Annotated in this window: 17 protein-coding genes and 1 pseudogene; 4 read left to right on the forward strand and 14 right to left on the reverse strand. The window is 67.0% G+C overall.

Features of this window, described 5'->3' with window-relative positions; translation table 11 throughout:
- Positions 1-308: 308 nt before the first annotated feature.
- The 5 genes from AC3A6G_RS12540 to ilvB all read right to left on the reverse strand — a co-directional run bounded on the left by AC3A6G_RS12540 (position 309) and on the right by ilvB (position 9,170).
- The gene (locus tag AC3A6G_RS12540) at positions 309-3,233 is read right to left on the reverse strand and encodes a hypothetical protein (RefSeq protein WP_487873738.1); all 2,925 of its coding nucleotides are present in this window, start codon (positions 3,231-3,233) and stop codon (positions 309-311) included.
- A gap of 177 nt (positions 3,234-3,410) precedes the next feature.
- Positions 3,411-4,013, reverse strand: coding sequence for a hypothetical protein (locus tag AC3A6G_RS12545; protein WP_487873739.1), 603 nt, complete (start codon positions 4,011-4,013; stop codon positions 3,411-3,413).
- A 190-nt stretch (positions 4,014-4,203) separates the two neighbouring features.
- Complete coding sequence (locus tag AC3A6G_RS12550; RefSeq protein ID WP_487863693.1) at positions 4,204-4,860, reverse strand: response regulator transcription factor; 657 nt, start codon at positions 4,858-4,860, stop codon at positions 4,204-4,206.
- A gap of 45 nt (positions 4,861-4,905) precedes the next feature.
- Positions 4,906-7,092: a sensor histidine kinase gene (locus AC3A6G_RS12555; protein ID WP_487873740.1), complete on the reverse strand. Its 2,187-nt coding sequence runs from the start codon at positions 7,090-7,092 to the stop codon at positions 4,906-4,908.
- Positions 7,093-7,355: 263 nt separating this feature from the next.
- Positions 7,356-9,170, reverse strand: a complete 1,815-nt coding sequence (gene ilvB / locus AC3A6G_RS12560; RefSeq protein WP_487873741.1) for a biosynthetic-type acetolactate synthase large subunit — start codon at positions 9,168-9,170, stop codon at positions 7,356-7,358.
- A 65-nt stretch (positions 9,171-9,235) separates the two neighbouring features.
- On the opposite strand from ilvB, the gene AC3A6G_RS12565 reads away from it, so the two are divergent.
- Both AC3A6G_RS12565 and AC3A6G_RS12570 read left to right on the forward strand, forming a co-directional pair.
- Positions 9,236-9,730: an Lrp/AsnC family transcriptional regulator gene (locus tag AC3A6G_RS12565; protein ID WP_487873742.1), complete on the forward strand. Its 495-nt coding sequence runs from the start codon at positions 9,236-9,238 to the stop codon at positions 9,728-9,730.
- A 188-nt stretch (positions 9,731-9,918) separates the two neighbouring features.
- Positions 9,919-10,851: an alpha/beta hydrolase gene (locus tag AC3A6G_RS12570; RefSeq protein WP_487858751.1), complete on the forward strand. Its 933-nt coding sequence runs from the start codon at positions 9,919-9,921 to the stop codon at positions 10,849-10,851.
- Positions 10,852-10,863: 12 nt separating this feature from the next.
- On the opposite strand, the pseudogene AC3A6G_RS12575 reads toward AC3A6G_RS12570, so the two are convergent.
- Positions 10,864-11,759 (reverse strand): annotated as a pseudogene (locus tag AC3A6G_RS12575) (LysR family transcriptional regulator).
- An 88-nt stretch (positions 11,760-11,847) separates the two neighbouring features.
- Here AC3A6G_RS12575 and AC3A6G_RS12580 point away from each other — a divergent pair.
- Positions 11,848-12,645 (forward strand): NAD(P)H-dependent oxidoreductase, encoded by a 798-nt coding sequence (locus tag AC3A6G_RS12580; protein WP_487873743.1) that lies wholly within the window; start codon positions 11,848-11,850, stop codon positions 12,643-12,645.
- Here AC3A6G_RS12580 and AC3A6G_RS12585 read toward each other — a convergent pair.
- From AC3A6G_RS12585 to AC3A6G_RS12610, 6 genes are all read right to left on the reverse strand, one after another.
- Positions 12,632-13,600, reverse strand: a complete 969-nt coding sequence (locus tag AC3A6G_RS12585) for a Bug family tripartite tricarboxylate transporter substrate binding protein (protein ID WP_487858748.1) — start codon at positions 13,598-13,600, stop codon at positions 12,632-12,634. The two genes, AC3A6G_RS12580 and AC3A6G_RS12585, sit on opposite strands and share 14 nt — an antisense overlap.
- Before the next feature lie 60 nt (positions 13,601-13,660).
- Positions 13,661-14,038, reverse strand: a complete 378-nt coding sequence (locus AC3A6G_RS12590) for an AtuA-related protein (RefSeq protein ID WP_487873744.1) — start codon at positions 14,036-14,038, stop codon at positions 13,661-13,663.
- The gene (locus AC3A6G_RS12595) at positions 14,035-15,423 is read right to left on the reverse strand and encodes an acyclic terpene utilization AtuA family protein (protein WP_487873745.1); all 1,389 of its coding nucleotides are present in this window, start codon (positions 15,421-15,423) and stop codon (positions 14,035-14,037) included. The genes AC3A6G_RS12590 and AC3A6G_RS12595 overlap by 4 nt, the downstream gene beginning before the upstream one ends.
- Positions 15,424-15,573: 150 nt before the next feature.
- Positions 15,574-15,960: a helicase SNF2 gene (locus AC3A6G_RS12600; RefSeq protein WP_487873746.1), complete on the reverse strand. Its 387-nt coding sequence runs from the start codon at positions 15,958-15,960 to the stop codon at positions 15,574-15,576.
- A 243-nt stretch (positions 15,961-16,203) separates the two neighbouring features.
- Positions 16,204-17,562 carry a homoserine dehydrogenase gene (locus tag AC3A6G_RS12605; protein ID WP_487873747.1) on the reverse strand — a complete coding sequence of 453 codons (1,359 nt, stop codon included), beginning with the start codon at positions 17,560-17,562 and terminating at the stop codon, positions 16,204-16,206.
- 109 nt (positions 17,563-17,671) lie between these two features.
- The gene (locus tag AC3A6G_RS12610) at positions 17,672-17,815 is read right to left on the reverse strand and encodes a hypothetical protein (RefSeq protein ID WP_487873748.1); all 144 of its coding nucleotides are present in this window, start codon (positions 17,813-17,815) and stop codon (positions 17,672-17,674) included.
- A gap of 136 nt (positions 17,816-17,951) precedes the next feature.
- Between AC3A6G_RS12610 and AC3A6G_RS12615 the strand changes: the two genes are divergently transcribed.
- A complete protein-coding gene (locus AC3A6G_RS12615; protein ID WP_487858742.1) occupies positions 17,952-18,356 on the forward strand; it encodes a hypothetical protein in 405 nt (134 codons plus the stop codon).
- Between the two features lie 10 nt (positions 18,357-18,366).
- On the opposite strand, the gene AC3A6G_RS12620 is transcribed toward AC3A6G_RS12615, so the two are convergent.
- Positions 18,367-20,067 carry a cation:proton antiporter domain-containing protein gene (locus AC3A6G_RS12620; RefSeq protein ID WP_487873749.1) on the reverse strand — a complete coding sequence of 567 codons (1,701 nt, stop codon included), beginning with the start codon at positions 20,065-20,067 and terminating at the stop codon, positions 18,367-18,369.
- A gap of 52 nt (positions 20,068-20,119) precedes the next feature.
- The gene (locus AC3A6G_RS12625; protein WP_487873750.1) at positions 20,120-21,451 is read right to left on the reverse strand and encodes a dicarboxylate/amino acid:cation symporter; all 1,332 of its coding nucleotides are present in this window, start codon (positions 21,449-21,451) and stop codon (positions 20,120-20,122) included.
- Positions 21,452-21,523 lie beyond the last annotated feature (72 nt).

Consider the following 21,523-nt stretch of genomic DNA (forward strand, 5'->3'; position numbering starts at 1 on the left):
TGCGGGCAACGAGGCGGCAGCCGCCGGACCCGCCGCACCCAGCAGCCAGGGCAACGCCACGCACGCCACAAGAGCGGCAAGGCCGCGCCGTGTGCGTGCGCAGTGGCCTCTGAACTTTGGCATGAAAGACATAGGGCGAAGGGGGCCGGCCCTTATTGGTCGGCGGAGATAAGGAAGGCGTCGAAAAGGAGACAAGGAAAAATTGGGAACCCGCTCTGCTTTGGGCTTTCGACTTCACAAAGCAGAGCGCTGCCGGAGCGGCACGACACCGGCGGGACAAGCCCGCCGGCACCGCACGCGAGGCAACGCTAGTTGTTGACCCTGACCGAGAAGGTCATGGTGGCCGTCCCGCTCGGGTTGACGGTGTTGCTTGCAGTGCCACAACTCACCGTGGAGGGCGTCACGTTGAAGTTCGCGTTGGTGAACGCGGCCGTGACACCCGTGGAGGTGCACTTCGTCGCCGGTTGGGTCGCCCCCGTGAGACCGGTGTAGGCGGGCACGGCATCGTTGATCGACAGGTTCGTTACTGGCGAGGCACCTTCATTGGTCGCGACCACGCGGTACACCAGGCATTGGCCGGGCTTGGCCGTCAGCGGCGCCGACGACGTGGGCGCTTCGGTACCATCGCAGTTGATGTCCAGCGCCTGCGTCTTGACCAGGCGGATCTGCCCCGTGATGACGGTGGTCACGTCCGTGGCCGACGGCGTGCCGCAGGACCCCGTTCCCGAAGGGAAGGTCACCGTCACAGTCGCCGTATTCGTGGCGCCAGGGGTCGCACCGCCCGGTGCGAAGACCTTGAGCAGCAGCTTGTGGGTGCTGCCCGTGGCCAGCGGGCCAGGAATTGACCCGGTGATCAGCGTATCGCCCGCGTCGAGCTGGCCGTCGCCGTTCACGTCGTTGTACAACGAGATCGTCCAGCCCGCGGTATCCGCCAGCGAGGCCGAGACGGTGTACGGACCCGCGCAGCTCTGGCCGCCCGTGTTGGTCAGCGTATGGGCATAGACGACCGAGCCGCCCGGCGCGACCTGGCCGTTGTTGTTCGGCGTCAGCGTGGCCGAGAAGGTGTTGGCCGCCGTCACGGTGACCGCATCGGTCTTGGTGTCGGTGGCGATCACGCCGCTGGAGGTCGTGATCGTGGAGCGCAGCTGGAAGTACACGCGCTGTGCGGTGACCGGAACCTGCGATGCCGGCGGCGTCACGCAGGCATGGAACGGCGTCTGCGCACCCGCTGCCGCACTCACCGTGGTGATGGCGGCCGAGGCGCAGGTGCCACCCGACGCGACGAACTTGACCGTCCAGCCCGCGGGCAGGCTGCCCGGGAAGCTGTTGGTCTGGCTCGCTGCCAGGCTGTAGGTGTTGGCGACCGAGTCGTTGTTGCGCACGAACAGGTTGAACAGCGCGCCGGTGCCCGCGGGCGTCGACAGCGTGGTGGTCGGATCCGGGCTGGGGCCGGTGCCCACGTCGCCGTTGCCGGTGTTGCCCGCCGTGCCGTTACCGGTCGTGGTGTTGGTCAGGTCGATCAGCGTGCCCACCATCGCAGTGAGCGTGTCGCGCGTCGATTCCTTCTTGCTGCTGTCGCCCACGGATGTACCCGTGACGATCGCGCTGAACGGCCCGGTGGGCAGCGTAGCCGGCGACGGCAGCGTGGCGGCTAGCACGAAGGTGGTGCTTCCACCCGCGGCGATCGGACCGGTGTCGACCACGCCGTCGGCGTTGTTGTCGATCAGCGGCGTCACGCCGTCAGCTGCAAACAGTTTGAATGTCGTGCCGGAAGGGAAGCTGCCGATAGCCGCCGCCAGGTTCACGATGTCCGAGGCATTGCCGGCGTTGAAAGCCTTCTGCGTGAACTTGATCGTGCTGCCCGCGGTGGCGCTGGCGATGGTCGTCGTGTCGTTCACCGAGGTGTTCGGATTGCCCGCGCCGGTGTCCAGCGACGTGGTCGTGCTCGCGGTAGGGCTGGCCGAACCGAGGACGATGCCGTAGGTGCCCAGCACATTGAATGCGGCAGGGTTGGTCGAGGCCGAGGCCTCAGGAGGAGGGTCGAAAGCCCCCATCGTTGCATCGACCGGGCTGTATTTCGCCGTGTTGGTCGTGGTCGAAGTGCCAATGGCCGCATCGCTGTCCACCCGCACGACGAAGCTCACTGTCTGGGTGGCATTCACCGGAACGGAGTCCACCCAAATGGTCAGCGTATCGGCCGACCCCTCGAACTCAATACCGGCCGGATCGTCGGCGTCGCCCGCGGCGTCCCCGAGCGCGGTACCGGGGGCGCTGCTCCAGACGGCGGAGCCCGGCACGTAGGTAAAGCCGCTCGGCAGGGTATCGGTCATGAGGAACTTGCCGGCCGCGCCACCCGTGTTGTTGAAGCGCAGCGTGTACGTGGTGTACGTACAACCTGCCGCCGGAGCATCTGCGCCAGCGACCGTGGCCACGCAACCCGCGAGCGAGGCCTGCCCGCTGGTCGATGCCGTTGGCCAGGGGCCGCCGTCGACCCAGCTGACTGCAGGCACGCTCAGGCTTTTGGTGGCGTTGAACGCGGCCTTGGTCGTGAGGTTCACCTGGTCAACGTCGGATGCCGACTGATTGGTCGCCTCATACAGGGTTGTGGTGGTCGGAACGGCCTTGACGGTCGCAGTCTGTGACGTAGCCCACGCGCCGGTGGTGGTCGCGGTACTTGGGATCGAATAGGCCACCACGAACGGGAACGTCGCATTGCCACCCGCGACCGACGGTGTCGTGAAGCTACAGTCGGCGCTGCCGTTCGGCGTCGCGACGGTGCACAGCGCAGTCGTGCCGTCGGGTAGGCCGTCGGCGTTCGCATCGGGGAAGATCTGGACCTTCGAGAAGGTGGCCGGCGCATCGTTCACGCGGATGGTGAACGTGTCCGCGCCGTTGCCGGTGTTGGTCAGCACGTGAGGCGCATACACCGTGGCGCCGGCGGCGCCGGTCTTGGTGTTGACCACGTCGGTGGTGTCGGTGCTCTTGCCGTCCAACGTGAACGAGCCGACCTGCTGCACGGTCGTCTGTACGAGGTTCGACGTGGCGAGTTGGCTCGCGCCATTCGGATCGAGGTAACTGGCCGAGGCCTGGTTGCCGATGACGGTGTTGGCGGGCGGCGGTGCAGCGTGTACAGCCGAGCTTCCGAACAGGAAGCTCAGGGTCAGCGCTGCAGCACCTGCCCAGGACGCGCGTGGCACGAGGCCGCCGCGGCGAGCTGGCAAGAATGAGGTCACTGGATTTCTCCTTGGAGTTGCGATGGCAAAGGCGCGGCGTCCCCGCGGGCAGGAACGTCCGGAATGAAAAAGGAAGCGGTTGGTCAGCTGAGCGCGGACGCGCTCTCAAGGGCGCTGAGGCCCATCCGGTCGCGCTGCGAGGGGATCAGCTGATCCCACGCATGCGCCTCGGGCTCGTCAGTGAGGGGGCGGTGAAACTGTTTCCACTCGCGCTCGGGCACTCACTTCCGTCGATCCGCTGGCGGGCAGTTGGCCCAGTGACCAGCGCAAGGTCCGGTATTCGTTGTAGGGAATTGGTTGAACCTTGCCATTCACGGTTCGCTGCAGCGGCTCGGGCGCGAACTGTCCGTTCTTGGTGGCCACCTTCACCAGCGCGCCGCCTGGCTTGGCGCTGGTGGCTTGATATTCGAGCCCTTCGGGGATCGGCAGGTTGGCGACCAACCCCTTGACGGGCTTGCCCAACTTGTTGGTATAGGACGCGCGGTATTCGAGAACGTCCCCGGGACGCACGGCGTCGGCCGCAACCAGTTGCTCCTTGCCGTCGAGACCCTCGACGACCTTGGACTGCACAAGCACGACCTCGATGGCGGCCGCTTTGTGCTCGGGCTTCGACGCTTCCGCAGGTTGGGCCGTGGCATGGCCGACAGCGCCCAAGGCAAGCCACGCGAGGCCGAAAGACCAGCGGCGACAGCCGCGCCGGAATTTCGACAGAATCGGGCGCGCAGGTCGCGCAGCACCTGCAACGCCAGTCCAAATTTCAGCAATGCGGCGATGTTGCATTTCAGCCCTTCTCGTAATTCCCAAACCGACGTTGCTTCCCGAAGATCGGAAACTGCGCGCATTTCTAGAATAAATGCGTGCGGCAAAGACCCGGAACAGAGCGCAACGAATGCGCTCCGAACACCGGTCAACTGTGCCCGTAACCGTCGGTAAATGAAGCTAGTCTTTCGTATAACTACTTAGAACTTTTTCACGACATGCCGCCCTCATCTGCGATGGTACCGGTTGCAATGCTTTTCATTGGTTTGATCCGCAGTCGCGCGACCATATGCATGAGTTCCGCTGCGGTGCGCGCGCCCATTCGCTCCATGATGCGGGCCCGGTGGTACTTGACGGTCTGCTCGACAATCTCGAGTGCTTCCGCGATCTGCTTGTTGAGCTTTCCGTCGGACAGCGCTTCGAGCACCTCGCGTTCACGGGTGCTCAGCATTTCGAAACGCTTCTGTAGCTCGATCAGTTCTGCATCCCGACGGCGACTGCCCTCTTGCTGGTGCAGCGCGCTGCGCACCGCCTGAATCAGAACCTCGGTCGCCACTGGCTTGGTCAGGAAATCCGCCGCGCCTCTCTTCATGGCCCGCACCGACATCGGAATGTCGCCATGCCCCGTGAGAAATACGATCGGCAGCGTCAGGCCCTTGCTCGCCAGATGCTCCTGAAGATCGAGCCCGCTAAGCCCCGGCATCGAGACATCCAGAATCACGCAGGCACTGGCCGCAGCGTCGGGCAGTTCGGCAAGAAATGCCTCGCCCGATTCGCAAGTACGCACTTCGAATCCTTCTTCCTGAAGCATCCGGCCCAGGGCCCGGCGAATGCTCGCGTCGTCATCAACAACAAATACGATTGCCATGGAGTCCTCCGATCGGATGTGTGCAGCTGTGGTGTGCTTGCGTGGCTAAGCAGGTCCGGAAACGGGCAATGAAATCGTGAATGCGGCGCCACCTTCCGAGGGGCTGGCTGCAGCGATGGCGCCGTGGTGGGCCTCGAGGATCGCGCGGCTGATGGGCAGGCCGACACCGATGCCGTTTTCCTTTGTGGTCCAGAATGGATCAAAGATGTGCTCGAGCTCTTCCTGTGCGATGCCTTTGCCATGGTCGGCGATCGTGACGGTCACCCATCTGTCGTCCGGCGCGGTCTGCAGGATCAGCACCCGGCTCTCATTCGGTGTTTCCGACATCGCCTGCATGCCGTTCAGCATCAGATTGAGAAGCACCTGCTGGATCTGCACCCGGCTGCCTCTCACCGGCGGCAGACCGGGCGCGGGCTCGACGCGAACGGTGACGTGGCGCCAGATGGCTTCTTCCCTCAGCAGTTGCACGGTTTCGAGAACCAGTTCGTTGATCTCGAAACCCTCTGCCTCCACCGGCGCACGGCGATAGAGGGCGGAGACATTCCGGATGATGTCGGCCGCCCGCTTGTTCTCTTCGTTGATGTCTTCGAGGATCTCCTTGAGCTCGCCGGTTCCGACGTCAAGCCGCTTGAGGATCTTTCGCGCCGTGTCGGTATTGAAGCGGATGGCGGCGAGCGGCTGGTTCAGCTGATGCGCGATGCCGATCGAGAGTTGCCCGACCGTGGAGATGCGCGACAGGTGCATCATCATCGCGCGATCCTGGGCGGACTGGGCCTCGGCCTCCTTGCGCTCGGTGATGTCCATGGTGACGCCCGTGATGTGGCAACCATCCGAGACTTGGCCGCGCACCTCGATCCACGAGGCGGCGCCCTCCTGCTCGACCAGCCGCAGTTCGATGTCCAGTTCCTCCTGCCGGTCGACGACGCGCTCGATGGCTGCGGCCAGCCGTTCACGATCGCTGGGGTGCACGCGCTCGACGAAATCCTCCACATGCTGGATCAAGCCCCCGGGCGAGCTGGCGTGCTTGCGCGGCGCGGTCCCGTTACCGCTTTTGGGAACGCAGAGGTCCCAGTTGAACGTGCCCAGCCGCGCGGCCTTGGTTGCAGCACTGAGATGGTGCTGGCTTTCGGTCAGCGCGCGCGCGGTGCGCTGGCGCCGCCGGCGCTCGACCAGGAGCGCGCTGATCAGAAGCGCCTGCGCGAGGAAAACCAGCCCTCCTGCCACCGCGTGCGCCCGGTAGAGTTCCATGAATGACGGTTCCCGAAAATGGATGACCGCATCTTCCGGGACCAGTTCGGGCGCCACTTTCCACTTGCGCAATTGCCGCCAGTCGAGTTGCGGACGAAGCGTCACCATCTGGCGCATGACTTCCGGATCGGTTTCTGTTCCGGCCACGAAATCGTCGAGCAGTCGCCGCGCAGCACGGCCAATCTCGTCGAAGGTGACCATTCGGCCACCGACCGCACCCACGCCGATGTGCGTGGAGAAGATCGAGTAGATCGGCGCGGCACTGACCGACGCCATGAGCTCGACCGACTCGACCGGCGTGAACCCGTCTCCCACACCATCGCGGTAGTAGCCGGGGGTGTAGACAATGCTGTCGGGCGGCAACGCGGCCAGCCGCGCCAGCAGTTCGCTGGTGGGCAATCCGGTCCAGTACGCCACGTCGATCGACACATTGCTCGAAGCCACTGCATCCGCGACGGCGTCGCGATGTTCTCTGCCCCTGTCCGCCATGCTGGTGACAACGACCAGGCGTTTCGCCTTGGGGTGGAACTGCAGCGCCAGCGCCAGCGCCACCGTGCCAGCGATGTCGTGCATCACGTGAACACCGTCGACGTCCGGGGGCAGGTTCGGAATCTCGTCGAGAAAGCGTTGGTCGACGCCCATGTGCATGATGGGCACGTCGGGGAACATCTCCTCTCGAAACTGGAGCACGAAAGCGAGTGCAATGTCGCCGCCGACCAGAATTACCTTCGGCGGCCGGTCCGCGTACTTGTTGCGCAGGTAGGCGGCCGTGCGCTGCTCATGAGCGTCGCCCGAAAAGGCCGGATGGTCCAGAAATTCCGTGAAGAACCGAAGCCCCACCCCCTGGAGTGGACCGCTCGGTGACGCAGTCAGGCCCCTGTCGGCCTGAATGTTGGCGGGCAGGAGCCGATTCTGGGAGTAGATGAGGAGAACGTCAGCCGGCTTCGCGTGGGAAACCACCGGCGCAGCAAGCAGCCACGCCACCAGAAGGACGCAGAATTCGAGCCTGAACGGGCGTTGAACGTATTTGATCTGCTGTCTCCCGGCACGGTCACAACATGGTTCTTTTCGCCCGCTGCCCAACTCTTGCGAGAACCGGGAACAGCCTTTGGCGATTACCTTTGCATTTTCAGTGTCCTAAGCCGAGATTTTTTGACGCAGCGAAATTCAGGTCATTTTCGATAATTCTTTATCGAGTTAATAACTCTATGGTAATTTGTTAACAATGATAATTGTCAGAACTTAATTTAGTATTTCGGCGCTTGAGATGTGGCTTCTTCCTTGTCGTACCACCGCTCCTTCGCCAGCAGCACCCGATGGTGCCCCTGCCCGGCCGGCATCATCGGGAAGCAGTTCTCCTGCGCCGCCACCTGCACGTCCAGGAAGAACGGTCCTTCACTCGCCAGGCATTCGGCGAGCGCGTCCTCGAGTTCGGCAGGGTCCGAGACGCGGCGTGCGCCCCATCCGAAGGCACGCGCCAGCGCGACGAAGTCGGGCAGCGCCTCGTTCCAGCTGTGGCTCAGCCGGTTGCCGTGGTTCAGCTCCTGCCACTGCCGCACCATGCCCATGTAGCCGTTGTTGCACAGCACCAGCTTCACGGGCGTGCGGTGTTGCATGGCGGTCGACAGTTCCTGGATGTTCATGAGCACCGAAGCGTCGCCGCTCACGCACACCGCGAGCGCGCCAGGGTAGGCGATCTGGGCGCCGATTGCGGCAGGCAGGCCATAGCCCATGGTGCCCGCACCGCCCGACGTGAGCCAGCGCCGCGGCCGCTCGAAACGCAGGTACTGCGCGGCCCACATCTGGTGCTGTCCCACGTCGGTCGACACGATCGCATCCCGGTCGCCAATGGCCCGCTGCAGCGACGCCATGAGCTGCTGCGGCAGGATCGCATCGCTGCGCGGCACAAAGCCCAGGCAGTTTTCCGCGCGCCAGCCGTCGATGCGCTGCCACCAGGGGGCGAGCCGTTCAGGCGCAAAGCCTTGCTCGGGCAGCAGTGCGAGCAGCGCCTCCACCACGGCGCCACAGTCGCCGACCATCGGCACGTCGACGCGCACCACTTTGTTGATGCTGCCGGGATCGACGTCGATGTGGATCTTGCGCGCATGCGGGCAGAACTCGTCGAGCTTGCCGGTCACGCGGTCGTCGAAGCGCGCGCCCACGCACACGACGAGGTCGGCCTCGTGCATCGCCAAGTTGGCCTCGAGCGTGCCATGCATGCCCAACATGCCCACGAACTTCGGGTCTGACGCAGGAAACGCACCGAGCCCCATCAGCGTGAGCGTGCAAGGCGCATGCAGACGATGCACCAGCTGCGCAAAGGCCTCGCACGCTGCGGGCCCCGAATTGATCAGCCCGCCGCCGCCGTAGATGATCGGCCGGCGCGCGGTCGAGATCAGGTCGGCCGCGCGCTGCAGCATCGGCTTGGGCGGCAGCGCCGCCCTGCCCGCGCGCAGCGGCCGCAGCGCACGCACCGCACCCGGCGCCGCGCCGTGGCCCAGGCGCGCGAGCTGGACGTCTTTCGGCATGTCGAGCAGCACGGGCCCCGGCCGGCCCGAGGCCGCGATCTCGAGTGCCCGCCGCACCAGCGCGGGCACCTCGTCGGCCGTGCGTGCCTGTTGGTTCCACTTGGTCACGGGGCGCGACATGCCGAGCGCGTCGCTCTCCTGGAACGCCTGCGTGCCGATCACCGCGGTGGCCACCTGGCCGCTGATGCAGAGCAGCGGCACCGAGTCGCTGATCGCGTCGAGCAGTCCGCTGATGGTGTTGGCGACACCCGGCCCCGAGGTGACGAGCACCACGCCCACGCGCCCCGTGCTGCGCGCATAGCCTTCGGCCGCATGCACGGCCGCCTGCTCATGCCGCACCAGCACATGGCGCAACCGCGGCTCGCCGTGCAGCGCGTCGTACAACGGCAGCGCCGCGCCGCCGGGGTAGCCGAAGATCGTGTCGACACCGCACGCGATCAGCGTGTCGAGCAACGCCTCGGCCCCATTGCGGGGACGTGGCGCCAGTGGGGAGGAAGAGGAAGAAGAAGCAATGTCCAGGTCGAGCAGTCTCATGCCGTCGATTCTTCCGCCTTCGGTGCAAAATGTGTTTCTTTCTTTTGGTTAACTCGGCATCTTTTATGAAGACCAATCGCCAAATCAAGGATTCAGACGAAGGATCTTTCGACAAGATTGACTTGGCCATCCTGCGTGTGCTGCTGCTCGACTCGCGCAAGACCCTGCAGGACATCGGCAACGAGGTCGGCCTATCACCCACCAGTTGCTGGACGCGCATCAAGAAGCTCGAGGCCCAGGGCGTCATCAAGCGCTACACCGTCGACATCGATCCCGCCAAGCTCGGCTACCACGACTCGGTTATCGTGCAGGTCACGCTCGAGAGCCACACAGACGAGACGCTCTACGACTTCGGCCGCATGCTCGCGACCATTCCCGAGATCCAGGAGGCCTACCTTGTCTCGGGCGACTACGACTACTACATCCGCATCGCCGTGCGCGACACGCGCGACTACGAGCGGCTGCTGCGCGAGAAGCTCTACAAGATCCCCGGCATCCGACACAGCAAGTCGCACTTCGTGCTGCGCGTGTTGAAGGAGACGAGCGTGCCGCTGATCTGAGGCCGGTGCGGTTGATACGACTATTGCAACCGCCAACTACCCTGTTTTCGCACGCTCTGCAGAGCCGGCATGGCATCCTCGGCGCGCGCCGCCGACCCTGGCGCGACCCAAGCCAACTCGGAGCCTTCATGCAGACTGGACGACCGGTGCGACGATTCTTGTCCGCTTCAACCTGGGCGCTCCTGCTCATGATGTTCCTCGTCGCCTGCGGCGGCGGTGGTGGTGGTGGCGGCGGAGCGGGCAGCCTGGCAGCCGTCGGATTGCTCCCGCCGGCGGCGCCACCCGCATCACCCGAGCCGGCCCAGCCCGAGCCCCCGCCACCCGACCCCGTGCCGCCCGCGCCGGAGCCGCCCCCTGCCGAGCCTCCGCCCGCCGAGCCCGAGCCACCACCGCCCGAGCCCGAGCCGGCAAGCCGGGTCGTATCGGAGCGCATCACCTCGGCGTTCACCGGCGCGGAATACCCGGTCGAGATCTACCTGCCCGCGTCGTACGACGGCAGTTCGGCCGCGTACCCCGTCATCTACGCCATGGACGGGGACGGCATCTTCAATCCACCCGGTACGCGTTTCGAGAACTTCAAGAACACGCTGGAGTCGCGGGGCACGCAGGCCATCCTGGTCGGCATCGGCGGCACGGCGCGCCGCGAGCAAGACTACATGCTGCCCGGCGCGCGCGCGTACCACGACTTCCTCACGCAGGAACTCGTGCCGCTCGTCGAAGCGAAGTTCCGTGCCGACCCAGCCCGGCGCATGCTCACCGGCTTCTCGCTCAGTGGCAGCATGGCCGCCGTTGCACTTCTGCTTGAGGGTGCGAGCGGCAAGCTGACCTTCTCGCACTTTCTGGCATTTGAGGCGTCTTTCAACTCGCAGCCCGCAGAGAACAATGCGCTCGAGCAGCAGATGCGCGACGCCCGGGGCAATAACCCGCTGCCTGTCACGCTCCTCCTCACCCGCTGCGACAACCCGGACGAATGCAATTTCGACAACGTCGACGAGATGCACAGCCGGCTGCAATCGCGCGGCTACCCGGAGCTCAGGCTCTCGGAAACCACCTACTCGACCACGCATGTGGGCGCCGACACCGCGTCCTTCGTCGACGCCATTGCCGCGCTGTTCCCGTAGCCTGCGGTCCATTCACGGCAGACGCGCGGCAATCCATTCGCGCAGCCACTGGTGCCCCGGGTCGCGATGGCGTCGCTCGTGCCAGAGCATCGCCATCTCGTAGCCCGGCACCTCCAGAGGCGCCTCGACCACGCGCAGGCCGGGTGCGCCGCGCGCGAGCCGCTCGGGCAGCATGGCGACCAGGTCTGTGCTCGCCAGCACCGACATCATGAAGAGGAAGTGCGGCACCGACAGCACCACGTGCCGCGTCAGGCCCTGCCGCGCCAGCGCCTCGTCGGTGGGCCCCAAAAAGCCGCCGCCGCCGGGCGACACCACCACATGCTCGAGCGCGCAGAACTGCGCGAGCGTGGGCCTGCGCTTGAGCCGTGGATGACCGGCACGGCCGGCCAGCACATAGCGTTCGTCGAACAGCTTGCGCCGGTGCAGCCCCGGCGGTGCGCCCACGCTGGTGTGGAAGAACAGGTCGATCTCGCCCTGCTCCAGCTGCCGCGCCATGCGTGACGGCACGGCCTCCACCACCGCCAGGCGGGTGTGTGGCGCGGCGGCGCGCAGGTCCGCGAGCATGGGCAGCAGGATGGCCGTTTCGGCATAGTCGGCCGCGGCCAGGCGCCATGTGGTGGTGGCGTCGGCCGGATCGAAAGGCCGGCTCGGCGCACCGCGCGGCCCAGAGCGTCGAGGGCTTCACGCAGCGGAGCGCGCAACTCGTCGGCACGCGCGGTGGGCCGCATGCCGCGCTGCGCGGGCACCAGCAGCGGGTCGCCAAACGCCTCGCGCAGCCTGGCGAGCTGCACGCTCACCGAGGGCTGCGAAAGGTTCAGGCGCTCGGCTGCACGCGTCACGCTGCGCTCGGCGAGCAGCGTGTCGAGCGTGACCAGCAGGTTGAGATCGAGCCGACTGAAATTGTTCACGGCAATTCCTTGGATTTGAACTATTCATTTCCAATATACCGCCCGCATGCCTAACCTGAGGGCATCAACACCTGGCCCTCTCGAACAGATGAACATCCTCCTCGTCCTCGCCCACCCCGAACCCACCTCGCTCAACGGCTCGCTACACCGCTTCATGCGCGAACGCCTTCGCGACACCGGCCACTCGGTGCAGGTGTCCGATCTCTACGCCATGCGCTGGAAGCCTGCGCTCGATGCCGACGATTTCCCCGCGCGCGGGCCGGCCGAAGCCTTCAGCCCCGAACGCGATTCATTGCACGCCTTCGCGTCGGGCACGCAGGCCGACGACATCGCTGCTGAGCAACAGAAGCTGCTTTGGGCGGACGCGGTGATCCTGCAGTTCCCGCTCTGGTGGTATTCGATGCCGGCCATCCTCAAGGGCTGGGTCGAGCGCATCTACGCCTATGGCTTTGCCTACGGCGTAGGCGAGCATTCCGAAACGCACTGGGGCGACCGATTCGGCGAAGGCACCCTGGCCGGCAAGCGCGCGATGCTGGTCGTCACGACCGGCGGATGGGCTTCGCACTACGGTCCGCGCGGCGTCAACGGGCCCATGGACGACCTGCTGTTTCCGATCCAGCACGGCATCCTCTACTACCCCGGCTTCGAGGTGCTGCCGCCCTATGTGGTGCACCGCACCGGCAAGGTCGACGATGCCGCTTACGCGCGCATCAAGGCGGAATTGGGCGAGCGGCTCGACACCCTCTTCAGCGCCGCGCCGATCCCGTTCCGCCGCCAGAACCATGGCGACTACGAGATTCCCGCGCTCACGCTGCGGCTCGACATTGCGCCGGGCCGTTCGGGGTTCGGCGTGCATCTCGCCGAACAGGGGCTCATTCGGCGGTGATGCCCGCAGCCTTCACGATGCGGCCCCACTTCTGCGATTCGCTGGCCTGGAACTTTGCGAGTTCTTCGGGCGAGGTGGTGAACACCTCGGTGCCGGTGGGACCGTAGAACGCCGTCTTTGCCGACTCGCTCCGGACGGCCTTCACGAGCAGTTCGTTCAACCGCTTGACGACGGCCGGCGGCGTGTTGGCGGGCGTATAGGCCGCGAACCAGTAACCCATCTCGTAGCCCTTCACGCCGGCTTCGGCAATGGTGGGTACGTCGGGCGCGAGCGGCGAGCGCGCCGCGCTCGACACGCCGAGCGCGCGCAGCTTGCCGGCCTTGACCTGCGGCAGGCCCGTGGCCGCGTCGGTGATCATCATGTGGATCTGCCCGCCGAGCAGGTCCGTGACGGCGAGCGTGTTGCTCTTGTAAGGCACGTGCAGCAGCTGGATGTCGGCCATTTGCTGGAGCAGTTCGCCGGCCATCCGGCTCGACGAACTGCCGCTGCCGAAGCTGTACTTGCCGGGCTCCTTCTTGGCGAGCGCGATGAACTCGGCCACGCTCTTGGCCGGGAACGTGGGGCCCACCACCATGATCTGGCCACCCTTGCCGAGCCCCGACACGGGCGCGAAATCCTTCACCGGGTCGTAGGGCAGCTTCTTGAACAGGTGCTCGTTGGCGGCATGCGTCGTGTTCGTGGTGATCAGCACCGTGTAGCCGTCGGCCGGCGCCTTGGCGACTTGCTGCGACGCGATGAAACCGCTCGCGCCAGCCTTGTTGTCGATCACGACCGCCTGCTTGGTTTCGGCCGTGATGCTGTTGCCCAGCGCACGCGCGATCTGGTCGGTGGCGGTGCCGGCCGCAAAGGGCACGACGAAGGTGATCGGTTTCTCGGGGAAGGCCTGTTGCGCGTGGGCGAGCAGCGGTGCGAGCGCGAGTGCGGCCGCAGAGAGGGTCAGGGAACGTCTTTTCATTGGGTGTTGTCTCCGGATGGATGGGTCGTTGAAAAATCGGAAAGCAAAAGGGGTCGGCCGCTAAGGCCCGGCAAGCAACGGCTCGAGCGCGCGCGGCATCCGCACGGGCATGTCGAGCAGCAGGAACGCAAGTGCCTTGCCGTGCGCATCGAGGTTCAGCGCGTCGTTGACGCCGCCGTCGAGCACCGCGTCGAGCACGAAGTTCATGGCATGCAGCCGAGGCAGGAGAAAGCGCTGCACACGCGCCGGCGCGCGATGCCTGAACTGCGCCGCCACGCGCTCGGGCGTGAGCTGCTCGGCCAGCACGGGATAGAGCGCCGGATGCCAGGCGATCACGCTGATGTTGGAGCGGTCGCCCTTGTCGCCGGTGCGGCCATGCGCGGCGCGGTAGAGCGGCACGTCGATGGTGTCGGTATCGGCATTGGCGTTGGTGTTCATCCGAGCTCCTTCGCGCCGAGCAGTTCGAAGCGCACCGGCACCGCGTCCCGCGGCACCAGGCACGACAGGGTATTGAGGCGCGGCGTGAGCGCGGTGCGCACGCCGCCGCCGCCCGCGGGCCCGCAGGTGTAGAGCGCCATCACCTCGCGCGCGAGCCGCTCGGCCTGTGCACGCTCGGCATGCGCCGCCGCCACGCGCAGGCGCACGTCGCGCAGCCCGGCATCAGGTGTGTCGGCGAGCATGCGTCCGGCATCGTCGCCAAGGATGCTGAGCGCACCGATCAGGTCGACGCGCAGCGTGAGCCCGCCCAGGCGCGCGCGCAGCACCTCGGCCGCGAGACGGGCGCGGGCTTCTGCGCGCGGGCCGGCATAGGAGATTTCGCCCTCGGCGAGCCAGCCGCCTTCGTGGCAGACATTGACCTTGAAATGGCTTGGCCGCGCATGCCCGCGCACGCCCGAGAGCGCCACGCGGCCGAGTGGCAGCGGCGCCACCTCGGCGTCGGCAATGTCGGCCACCACGTCGGGCGTGAGATAGGCGCTCGGGTCGTGCACTTCGTAGAGCAGCTGCTCCTTCACGGTAGCCTCGCTCACGAGGCCGCCGGTGCCATCGGCCTTGCCGATGGTGCAGTGGCCGTCGGCATCGATCTCGGCGATCGGAAAGCCCACGCGCTCGAGGTCCGGCACGTCCTTGAAGCCCGGGTCGGCGAAGTAGCCGCCGCAGACCTGCGCGCCGCATTCCAGCAGATGCCCCGCCATGGTGGCGCGGCCGAGCCGGTCCCAGTCGTCGGCGCGCCAGCCGAAGTACGACATGGCGGGCCCCACCGCGAGCGATGGATCGGCCACGCGGCCGCACACCACGATCTGCGCGCCGGCGTCGAGCGCGGCGGCGATCGGCTCGGCGCCGATGTAGGCGTTGGCACTGACGATGCGCAGCCCGTCGAGCTGCGCGCCGAGCGCGTCGTGCAGCAGCGTACGCTGCGCGGGGCCCGAAAGATCGTCGCCCTCCACCACCGCGATGCGCGGTGCGTCGGCGCCGAGTTCGCGCGCCATGCGGGCGATGTGCCGGGCCGCGGCGCGCGGATTGGCCGCGCCGAAGTTGCTCACGATGCGGATGCGGTGCGCAAGGCAGCGCGCCAGCACGGGCCGCAGCATGGCGTCGAGCAGCGGCTCGTAACCGGCTTCGGGATCGTCGCGCCGGCGCAGTTGCGCAAGCGCGAGCGTGCGCTCGGCCAGCGTTTCGAAAATCAGGAAGGCGCGCTGCTGCGCAGGACCTGCCCGCAGCCGCGCGATCAGCGTGTCGACCACCGGCCCCGCGGCATCGGTGCGGTCGCCGGAAAAACCGGCCGCACAGCCGATCAGCAGGGGTGGCGGTGCATGAGCGTTCATCGAGGCCGACTGTAGGCAGCGGCCTTCGATCCGTGAAATTGAAAATTCAGATCAATTGATCTGCAATACAGATGAATCGCCATCCCGTCGGACGGGCCAATGAAAAAGCCCCGCTTTCGCGGGGCCTGATTCGCTGCGCAACCGCAGTGCTTACAGCGGCAGCGCTTCGCCACGCGCGGCAGCGCGGGCTGCGGCACGCACCACCGCGGGGTCGACCGCACCGGCGGCCACATAGGTCATGCCGGCGGATGCCGCTTCGGAAAAAGCGTCAGGGCTGTGCGCGGCGGCCACGGCTTCTGCACGGACCTGGTCACGGCTGCGCTGCGACACGGGCGACTGCGCCACGCTGGCATTCGCGCCTTCGGCGTACGGGTCGGCGCTGTGGGCAGCGGCGATGGCCTGGCTGGCCACGTCGGCACGGCTTTCGGCAGTGGTCAGGCGATGCACGCCTTCATAGGTTTCGGCATGGGCGGCACCGGTGGCGGCAACGAGGGCGACGGCGACGGCGACGGCGGAGAGGAGCTTGGAGACGGTCATTTCGATTTCCTTGGATCAATGGTTTCACTTCGGGACGTGTCGAACCGGTCTTGGGTGGGAAGCCGTCCTTTCGAAAGGACAGCCGCCGCGCTCGGGGGCCTTGTTCAGCCGGGCCAGCCTGATGGCCGGTCCGTGGGATCAATTGTGCGCCGGCAACCCCCGTGGAAACCCTGTGCAAAAGGAACCGCGGCGTTCACGCCATGGAAACAATGCATGCGCTCACAAGCGGTCGCCAGGCGGGCCTCAGGCGGCCAGCTCCTCCACGCGCAGCGCGGTGGGTTCCCCTGCCACCGCCGGGTGCAATGCCAACGCATGCGACACCAGGTCAATCTCGCGCTGCGGCATCGGCTGCGTCACCACCAGCAAGTGGGGCGTGTCGGCGACCTCGGCCGCCGCCAGCCGGAGCTCGCGCACGGGCACCTGTCTCGCCGCCAGCCAGCCCGACAGCGCTTCGATTGCCTGGGACTCGCGCAGTGGCACTCGCAGGTAGTACGCCGTGCGCACCTCGGCACGCGGCAGCACCGGCAACGCGCGCATCGCGTGGGCATGAAAGCCCAGGTGCGGCACGCGCTGCGCCGCCCGCGTGCCATCGAGCCGCGCCACGTCCACCAGGTCGGCGATCACGGCCGAGGCGGTCTGCTCCGAGCCCGCGCCGGCCCCGCAGTACAGGGTCGGGCCGGCCGCGTCGCCCTTGACCACCACCCCGTTCATCACGCCGTTCACATGCGCCATCGGATGCGAAGCGGGCACCAGCGTGGGCTGCACGCGCAGTTCGAGCCCCGCGTCGGCGAGGCGTGCCAGCGCCAGCAGCTTGATGCGGTAGCCCAACTGCTCGGCGCAGGCCATGTCGACGCGCTGCAACGCCGTGATGCCCTGCACTTCCACGTCGGCCAACTGCACGGCGGTGCCGAAGGCATTGGCCGCGAGCAGCGTGAGCTTGTGCGCGGCATCGATGCCCTCGATGTCGAAGGTCGGATCGGCCTCGGCATAGCCGAGCGCCTGGGCCTCGGCGAGTGCGGCCGCGAAGTCGAGTCCGGCATCGCGCATCCGGCTGAGGATGAAATTGGTGGTGCCGTTGACGATGCCCGCCACCCATTCGATGCGGTTGGCCGCAAGGCCCTCGCGCAGCGCCTTGACGATCGGGATGCTTCCCGCCACCGCGCCTTCGTAAGCCACTGCCACGCCCTGCTGCCGGGCGGCGGCGAAGATCTCGGTGCCATGTACCGCGAGCAGCGCCTTGTTGGCCGTGACCACGTGCTTGCCGTGCGCGATCGCGGCCAGCACCCAGTCGCGTGCCGCGTCCGTGCTGCCGGCCACTTCGACCACCACGTCGACCTCGGGATGCGTCGCGACGCGCAGCGCGTCGTCGGTGAGCGGTACCTCGCCGGCCACCGAAGCCGCACGCGCCAGGTTGCGCGCGGCCACCAGCACCAGTTCGATGGGCCGGCCTGCGCGGGCCGCGATCTCGGCCTGGTTGCGCTGCAGCACGCGCAGGGTGCCCGCGCCCACGGTGCCGATGCCGATCATCCCGACGCGCAGCGCGCGGATGGCCGCGGGGCGGCCGGGCAAGGACTCGAGGGACTGGACTGGATCGCGGTACATGGAAACCTCCGGATGAAAAACGAAAAACCCAGCTGCCAGAGCTGGGTTTCATTCATTCGGGGGAAGAGCGATACACCAGGTGGCTGCCGAAACGGCCACCTGCGCGTGCTCAGGTGGCCGCGGTGGTAATGGTGCGAATCATTCGTGCAGCAGCAGCGATCCCGGCCCCGCCGGTGCGCGCGAACGCGAACGGCAGCAGCGTGCGCGCCGAGGCGGCGGCGCAGGCGTTGACAGGGATGAGATGGCACGACATGAGCGCCGCAGTGTACAGGAGCCCCGTGCCGAGCCCGCGCCCTGCCTTCGGCGATATGCGCAGCAGGCCTACAGCCCGGCGATGCAGCCCGGCCTACGCTTAAATCACAGAACTACATTGCCCAGGAGGCCGCACCATGAAGAACTTCGTCCTAGAACCCAGCATGCGGGCAGCCATCGGGGGCGCCTTCTATCCCTCGGGTTACTCGATGGTCATGTTTCCGGACTCGGAAGATGCGAACCGCATCGGCCACCGCCTCATCGAAAAAGGCGTGAGCGGCGACGAGATCTACCTGATCCCCGCCGAGACCGTGCTCACGGAGATCACGCCCACGGCGTCGGATTCGGACGACCCGCTGCCGTCCGCGGGCACCGATGCCGCGACCGTGCGCGCCTACACCAAGCTTGCCCGCGAAGGCCACACCGGTCTGCTCGTAAAGACGAAGAACGAAGAGGAAGCCAACCGCCTGATGGAAGAAGTGCGCACCGTGCCCTACTCCATCGCGCAACGCTACCGCATGCTGGTCATCGAGGATCTCTGAGCCGGGCGGCTCAGGCTGGCTGCGGGTCCGCTGCACGCCGCACCACGTCGCGCGCCATGGCTTGCGCGAGTTCATGCTCCCCGAGAAAAACCGTGGCGGACGTTTCTTGCGACAGGAGCCGTGCCTCTTCCTCGTTGTGGCTGCGAACCACGGTCTCGATGGCGGGGTTCAGCGTGCGCGCCGTCTCCATCATCTGCCGCACGTTCATCGCGTCGGCCACGGCCACCACGAGCACGCGCGCCCTGGCGATGTGCGCCTGGATGAGCACCGCCGGATCGGCCGCGTCGCCCCACACGGCCGCCACGCCGGCCGCGCGCAGCTGGCCTACGAGTTCTCGGTTCTGCTCGGCCACCACGTAGGGAATGTCGTGCGCCGCCAGTTCGGCCGCGATGCGCCGGCCGACGCGGCCGTAGCCGACGAGCACGACCTGCCTCGACAGGAAGCGCGCCTCCGTGCTCATCGGCAGTTCGGCCAGCGGATGGTCACGCGCTTCGAGCCCGCGCACCAGCGCAAAGCGCCTGTGCAGCCATTCCTGCAGTGGCGCGATCAGGCTGAACCAGAGCGGGTTGGTGGCGATCGAGATCAGTGCGCCCGCCAGGATCAGGCTCTGCCCCTCGCTCGGCAGCAGGCCAAGCGAGAAGCCCAGCCCCGCAAGGATGAACGAGAACTCGCCGATCTGGGCCAAGCTCGCGCTGACCGTGAGCGCGGTGCCGAGCGGATAGCGCATCGCGAGCACCAGCGCGCAGGCGGCGAGCGACTTGCCGAGCACGATCACCGCCACCACCGCGAGCACCTGCAGCGGCCGCTCGAGGATCACCCACGGATCGAACAGCATGCCCACCGAGACGAAGAACAGCACCGCGAACGCATCGCGCAGCGGCAGCGATTCCTGCGCCGCGCGGTGGCTGAACTCGGATTCGCGCATCACCATGCCCGCGAAGAAGGCGCCGAGCGCGAACGACACACCGAACAGCGCCGCCGAGGCGAACGCGATGCTGACCGCGGCGGCGATCACGCACAGCGTGAACAGCTCGCGCGAGCCGGTGCGCGTGACCTGCCAGAGGATCCACGGAAACACCCGCCGCCCCACGACCAGCATCAGCGCGACGAAGCCGCCCACCTGCAGCAGCGTGAGCCCCAGCGTCTGCCACAGCGGATCGCCCGCGCCATCGCCGGCCTGGCCGCCCATCACGCCCGCCAGCGGCGGCAGCAGCACAAGCACCAGCACCATGGCGAGATCCTCGACCACGAGCCAGCCCACGGCGATGCGGCCGGTGAACGAATCGAGGATGCCCAGGCTCTCGAGCGCGCGCAGCAGCACCACCGTGCTCGCCACGGACAGCGCCAGCCCGAAGACCAGCGCCGCGCCCCACGACCAGCCCCACCAGAGCGCGAGCGCGCCGCCGAGCAGCGTGGCCACCGTGATCTGCGCCAGTGCGCCGGGCAGCGCGATGCGGCGCACCGCGAGCAGGTCGTCGAGCGAGAAATGAAGGCCCACGCCGAACATCAGCAGCATCACGCCGATCTCGGCCAGCTGCGCCGCGATGGCGCCGTCGGCCACGAACCCCGGCGTGAACGGCCCGATGATCACGCCCGCGAGCAGGTAGCCCACCAGGGCCGGCAGGCGCAGCCGCGCCGCGATGAAGCCGAGGACGAGCGCGAGCCCGAGGCCGGCGGCGATGGTGCTGATCAGGGAGACGCTGTGGGGCATGCGGCGATTGTGCACAGCGCGGGCCCAGCCCCGCGGCGCCGGGGCTTTTGCACTAGGGCGCGATGCGGCCGGCGTCCAACGGCTCGGGCGCCGGGACAGCGACGCGGCCGCGACTCAGTTCGTCATCGAGCCGCTCGGTATCGAGCTCGTGCGTCCAGCGCGCCACCACGAGCGTGGCGACGCCGTTGCCGATCAGGTTGGTCAGGGCGCGCGCCTCCGACATGAAGCGGTCGATGCCGAGGATCAGCGCCAGCCCCGCCACCGGCACGTCGCCCACCACCGACAGCGTCGCCGCAAGCACGATGAAGCCGCTGCCGGTCACGCCGGCCGCGGCTTTCGAGGTGACGAGCAGCACCGCCAGCAGCGTCATTTCCTGGCCCAGCGACAACGGTGCGCTCGTGGCCTGGGCGATGAACACCGCCGCCATCGTCAGATAGATCGAGGTGCCGTCGAGGTTGAACGAATAGCCCGCCGGCAGCACGAGCCCCACCGACGCCTTGCTCGCGCCGAGCTTCTCCATCTTCTTCATCATGCGCGGCAGCACCGTCTCGGACGACGAGGTGCCGAGCACGATCAGCAGTTCTTCGCGAATGTAGCGGATGAGCTTCCAGATGCCGAAGCCGTGCAGCCGCGCGATCAGCCCCAGCACCACGAAGATGAACAGCAGGCACGCCAGATAGAAGGTGCCGATGAGCTTGCCGAGCGAGAACAGGCTGTCCGCGCCGTACTTGCCGATGGTGAAGGCCATGGCGCCGAAGACGCCGATCGGCGCCAGCTTCATGATGTAGTCGACGATGCCGAACAGCACCTGCGAGCCCTTCTCGATCACGTCGAACACCAGCGTGCCGCGGCCGCCGAAGCGGTGCAGCGCGAAGCCGAACAGCAGCGCGATCAGCAACACCTGCAGGATCTCGCCCTTGGCGAAGGCATCGACCAACGTGGTCGGGATCACGTTGAGCAGAAAATCGACTGGCCCGGTCATCTTGCCCGGTCCGGCGACCGACGCCACGGCGGCCGCGTCGAGCGTGGCCGGATCGATGTTCATGCCCGCACCGGGGCGCAGCAGGTCGGACATCAGCAGCCCGAACACCAGCGCGATGGTGCTCACCACCTCGAAGTACAAGAGCGCGAGCCCGCCGGTGCGCCCCACCTTCTTCATGTCCTCCATGCCCGCGATGCCGACCACCACGGTGCAGAAGATGATCGGCGCGATGATCATCTTGATGAGCTTGATGAAGCCGTCGCCCAGTGGCTTCATCGCCTCGCCGAGCGCCGGATAAAAGTGCCCGAGCAGCACGCCGACGATCACCGCGGCAATCACCTGGACGTAGAGCGAACGGTAGAGCGCGGGCTTCGGGCCCGGCGCGAGGATCGTGTCAGCCATGGGTTCTCGTTGTCTCCGGGAGTAGCCAACGAAAAAACCCGCCGAAGCGGGTTTTCGTGGCGCAGGTGCCGA

Source organism: Variovorax sp. Soil_C_26 (genome assembly GCF_057657075.1).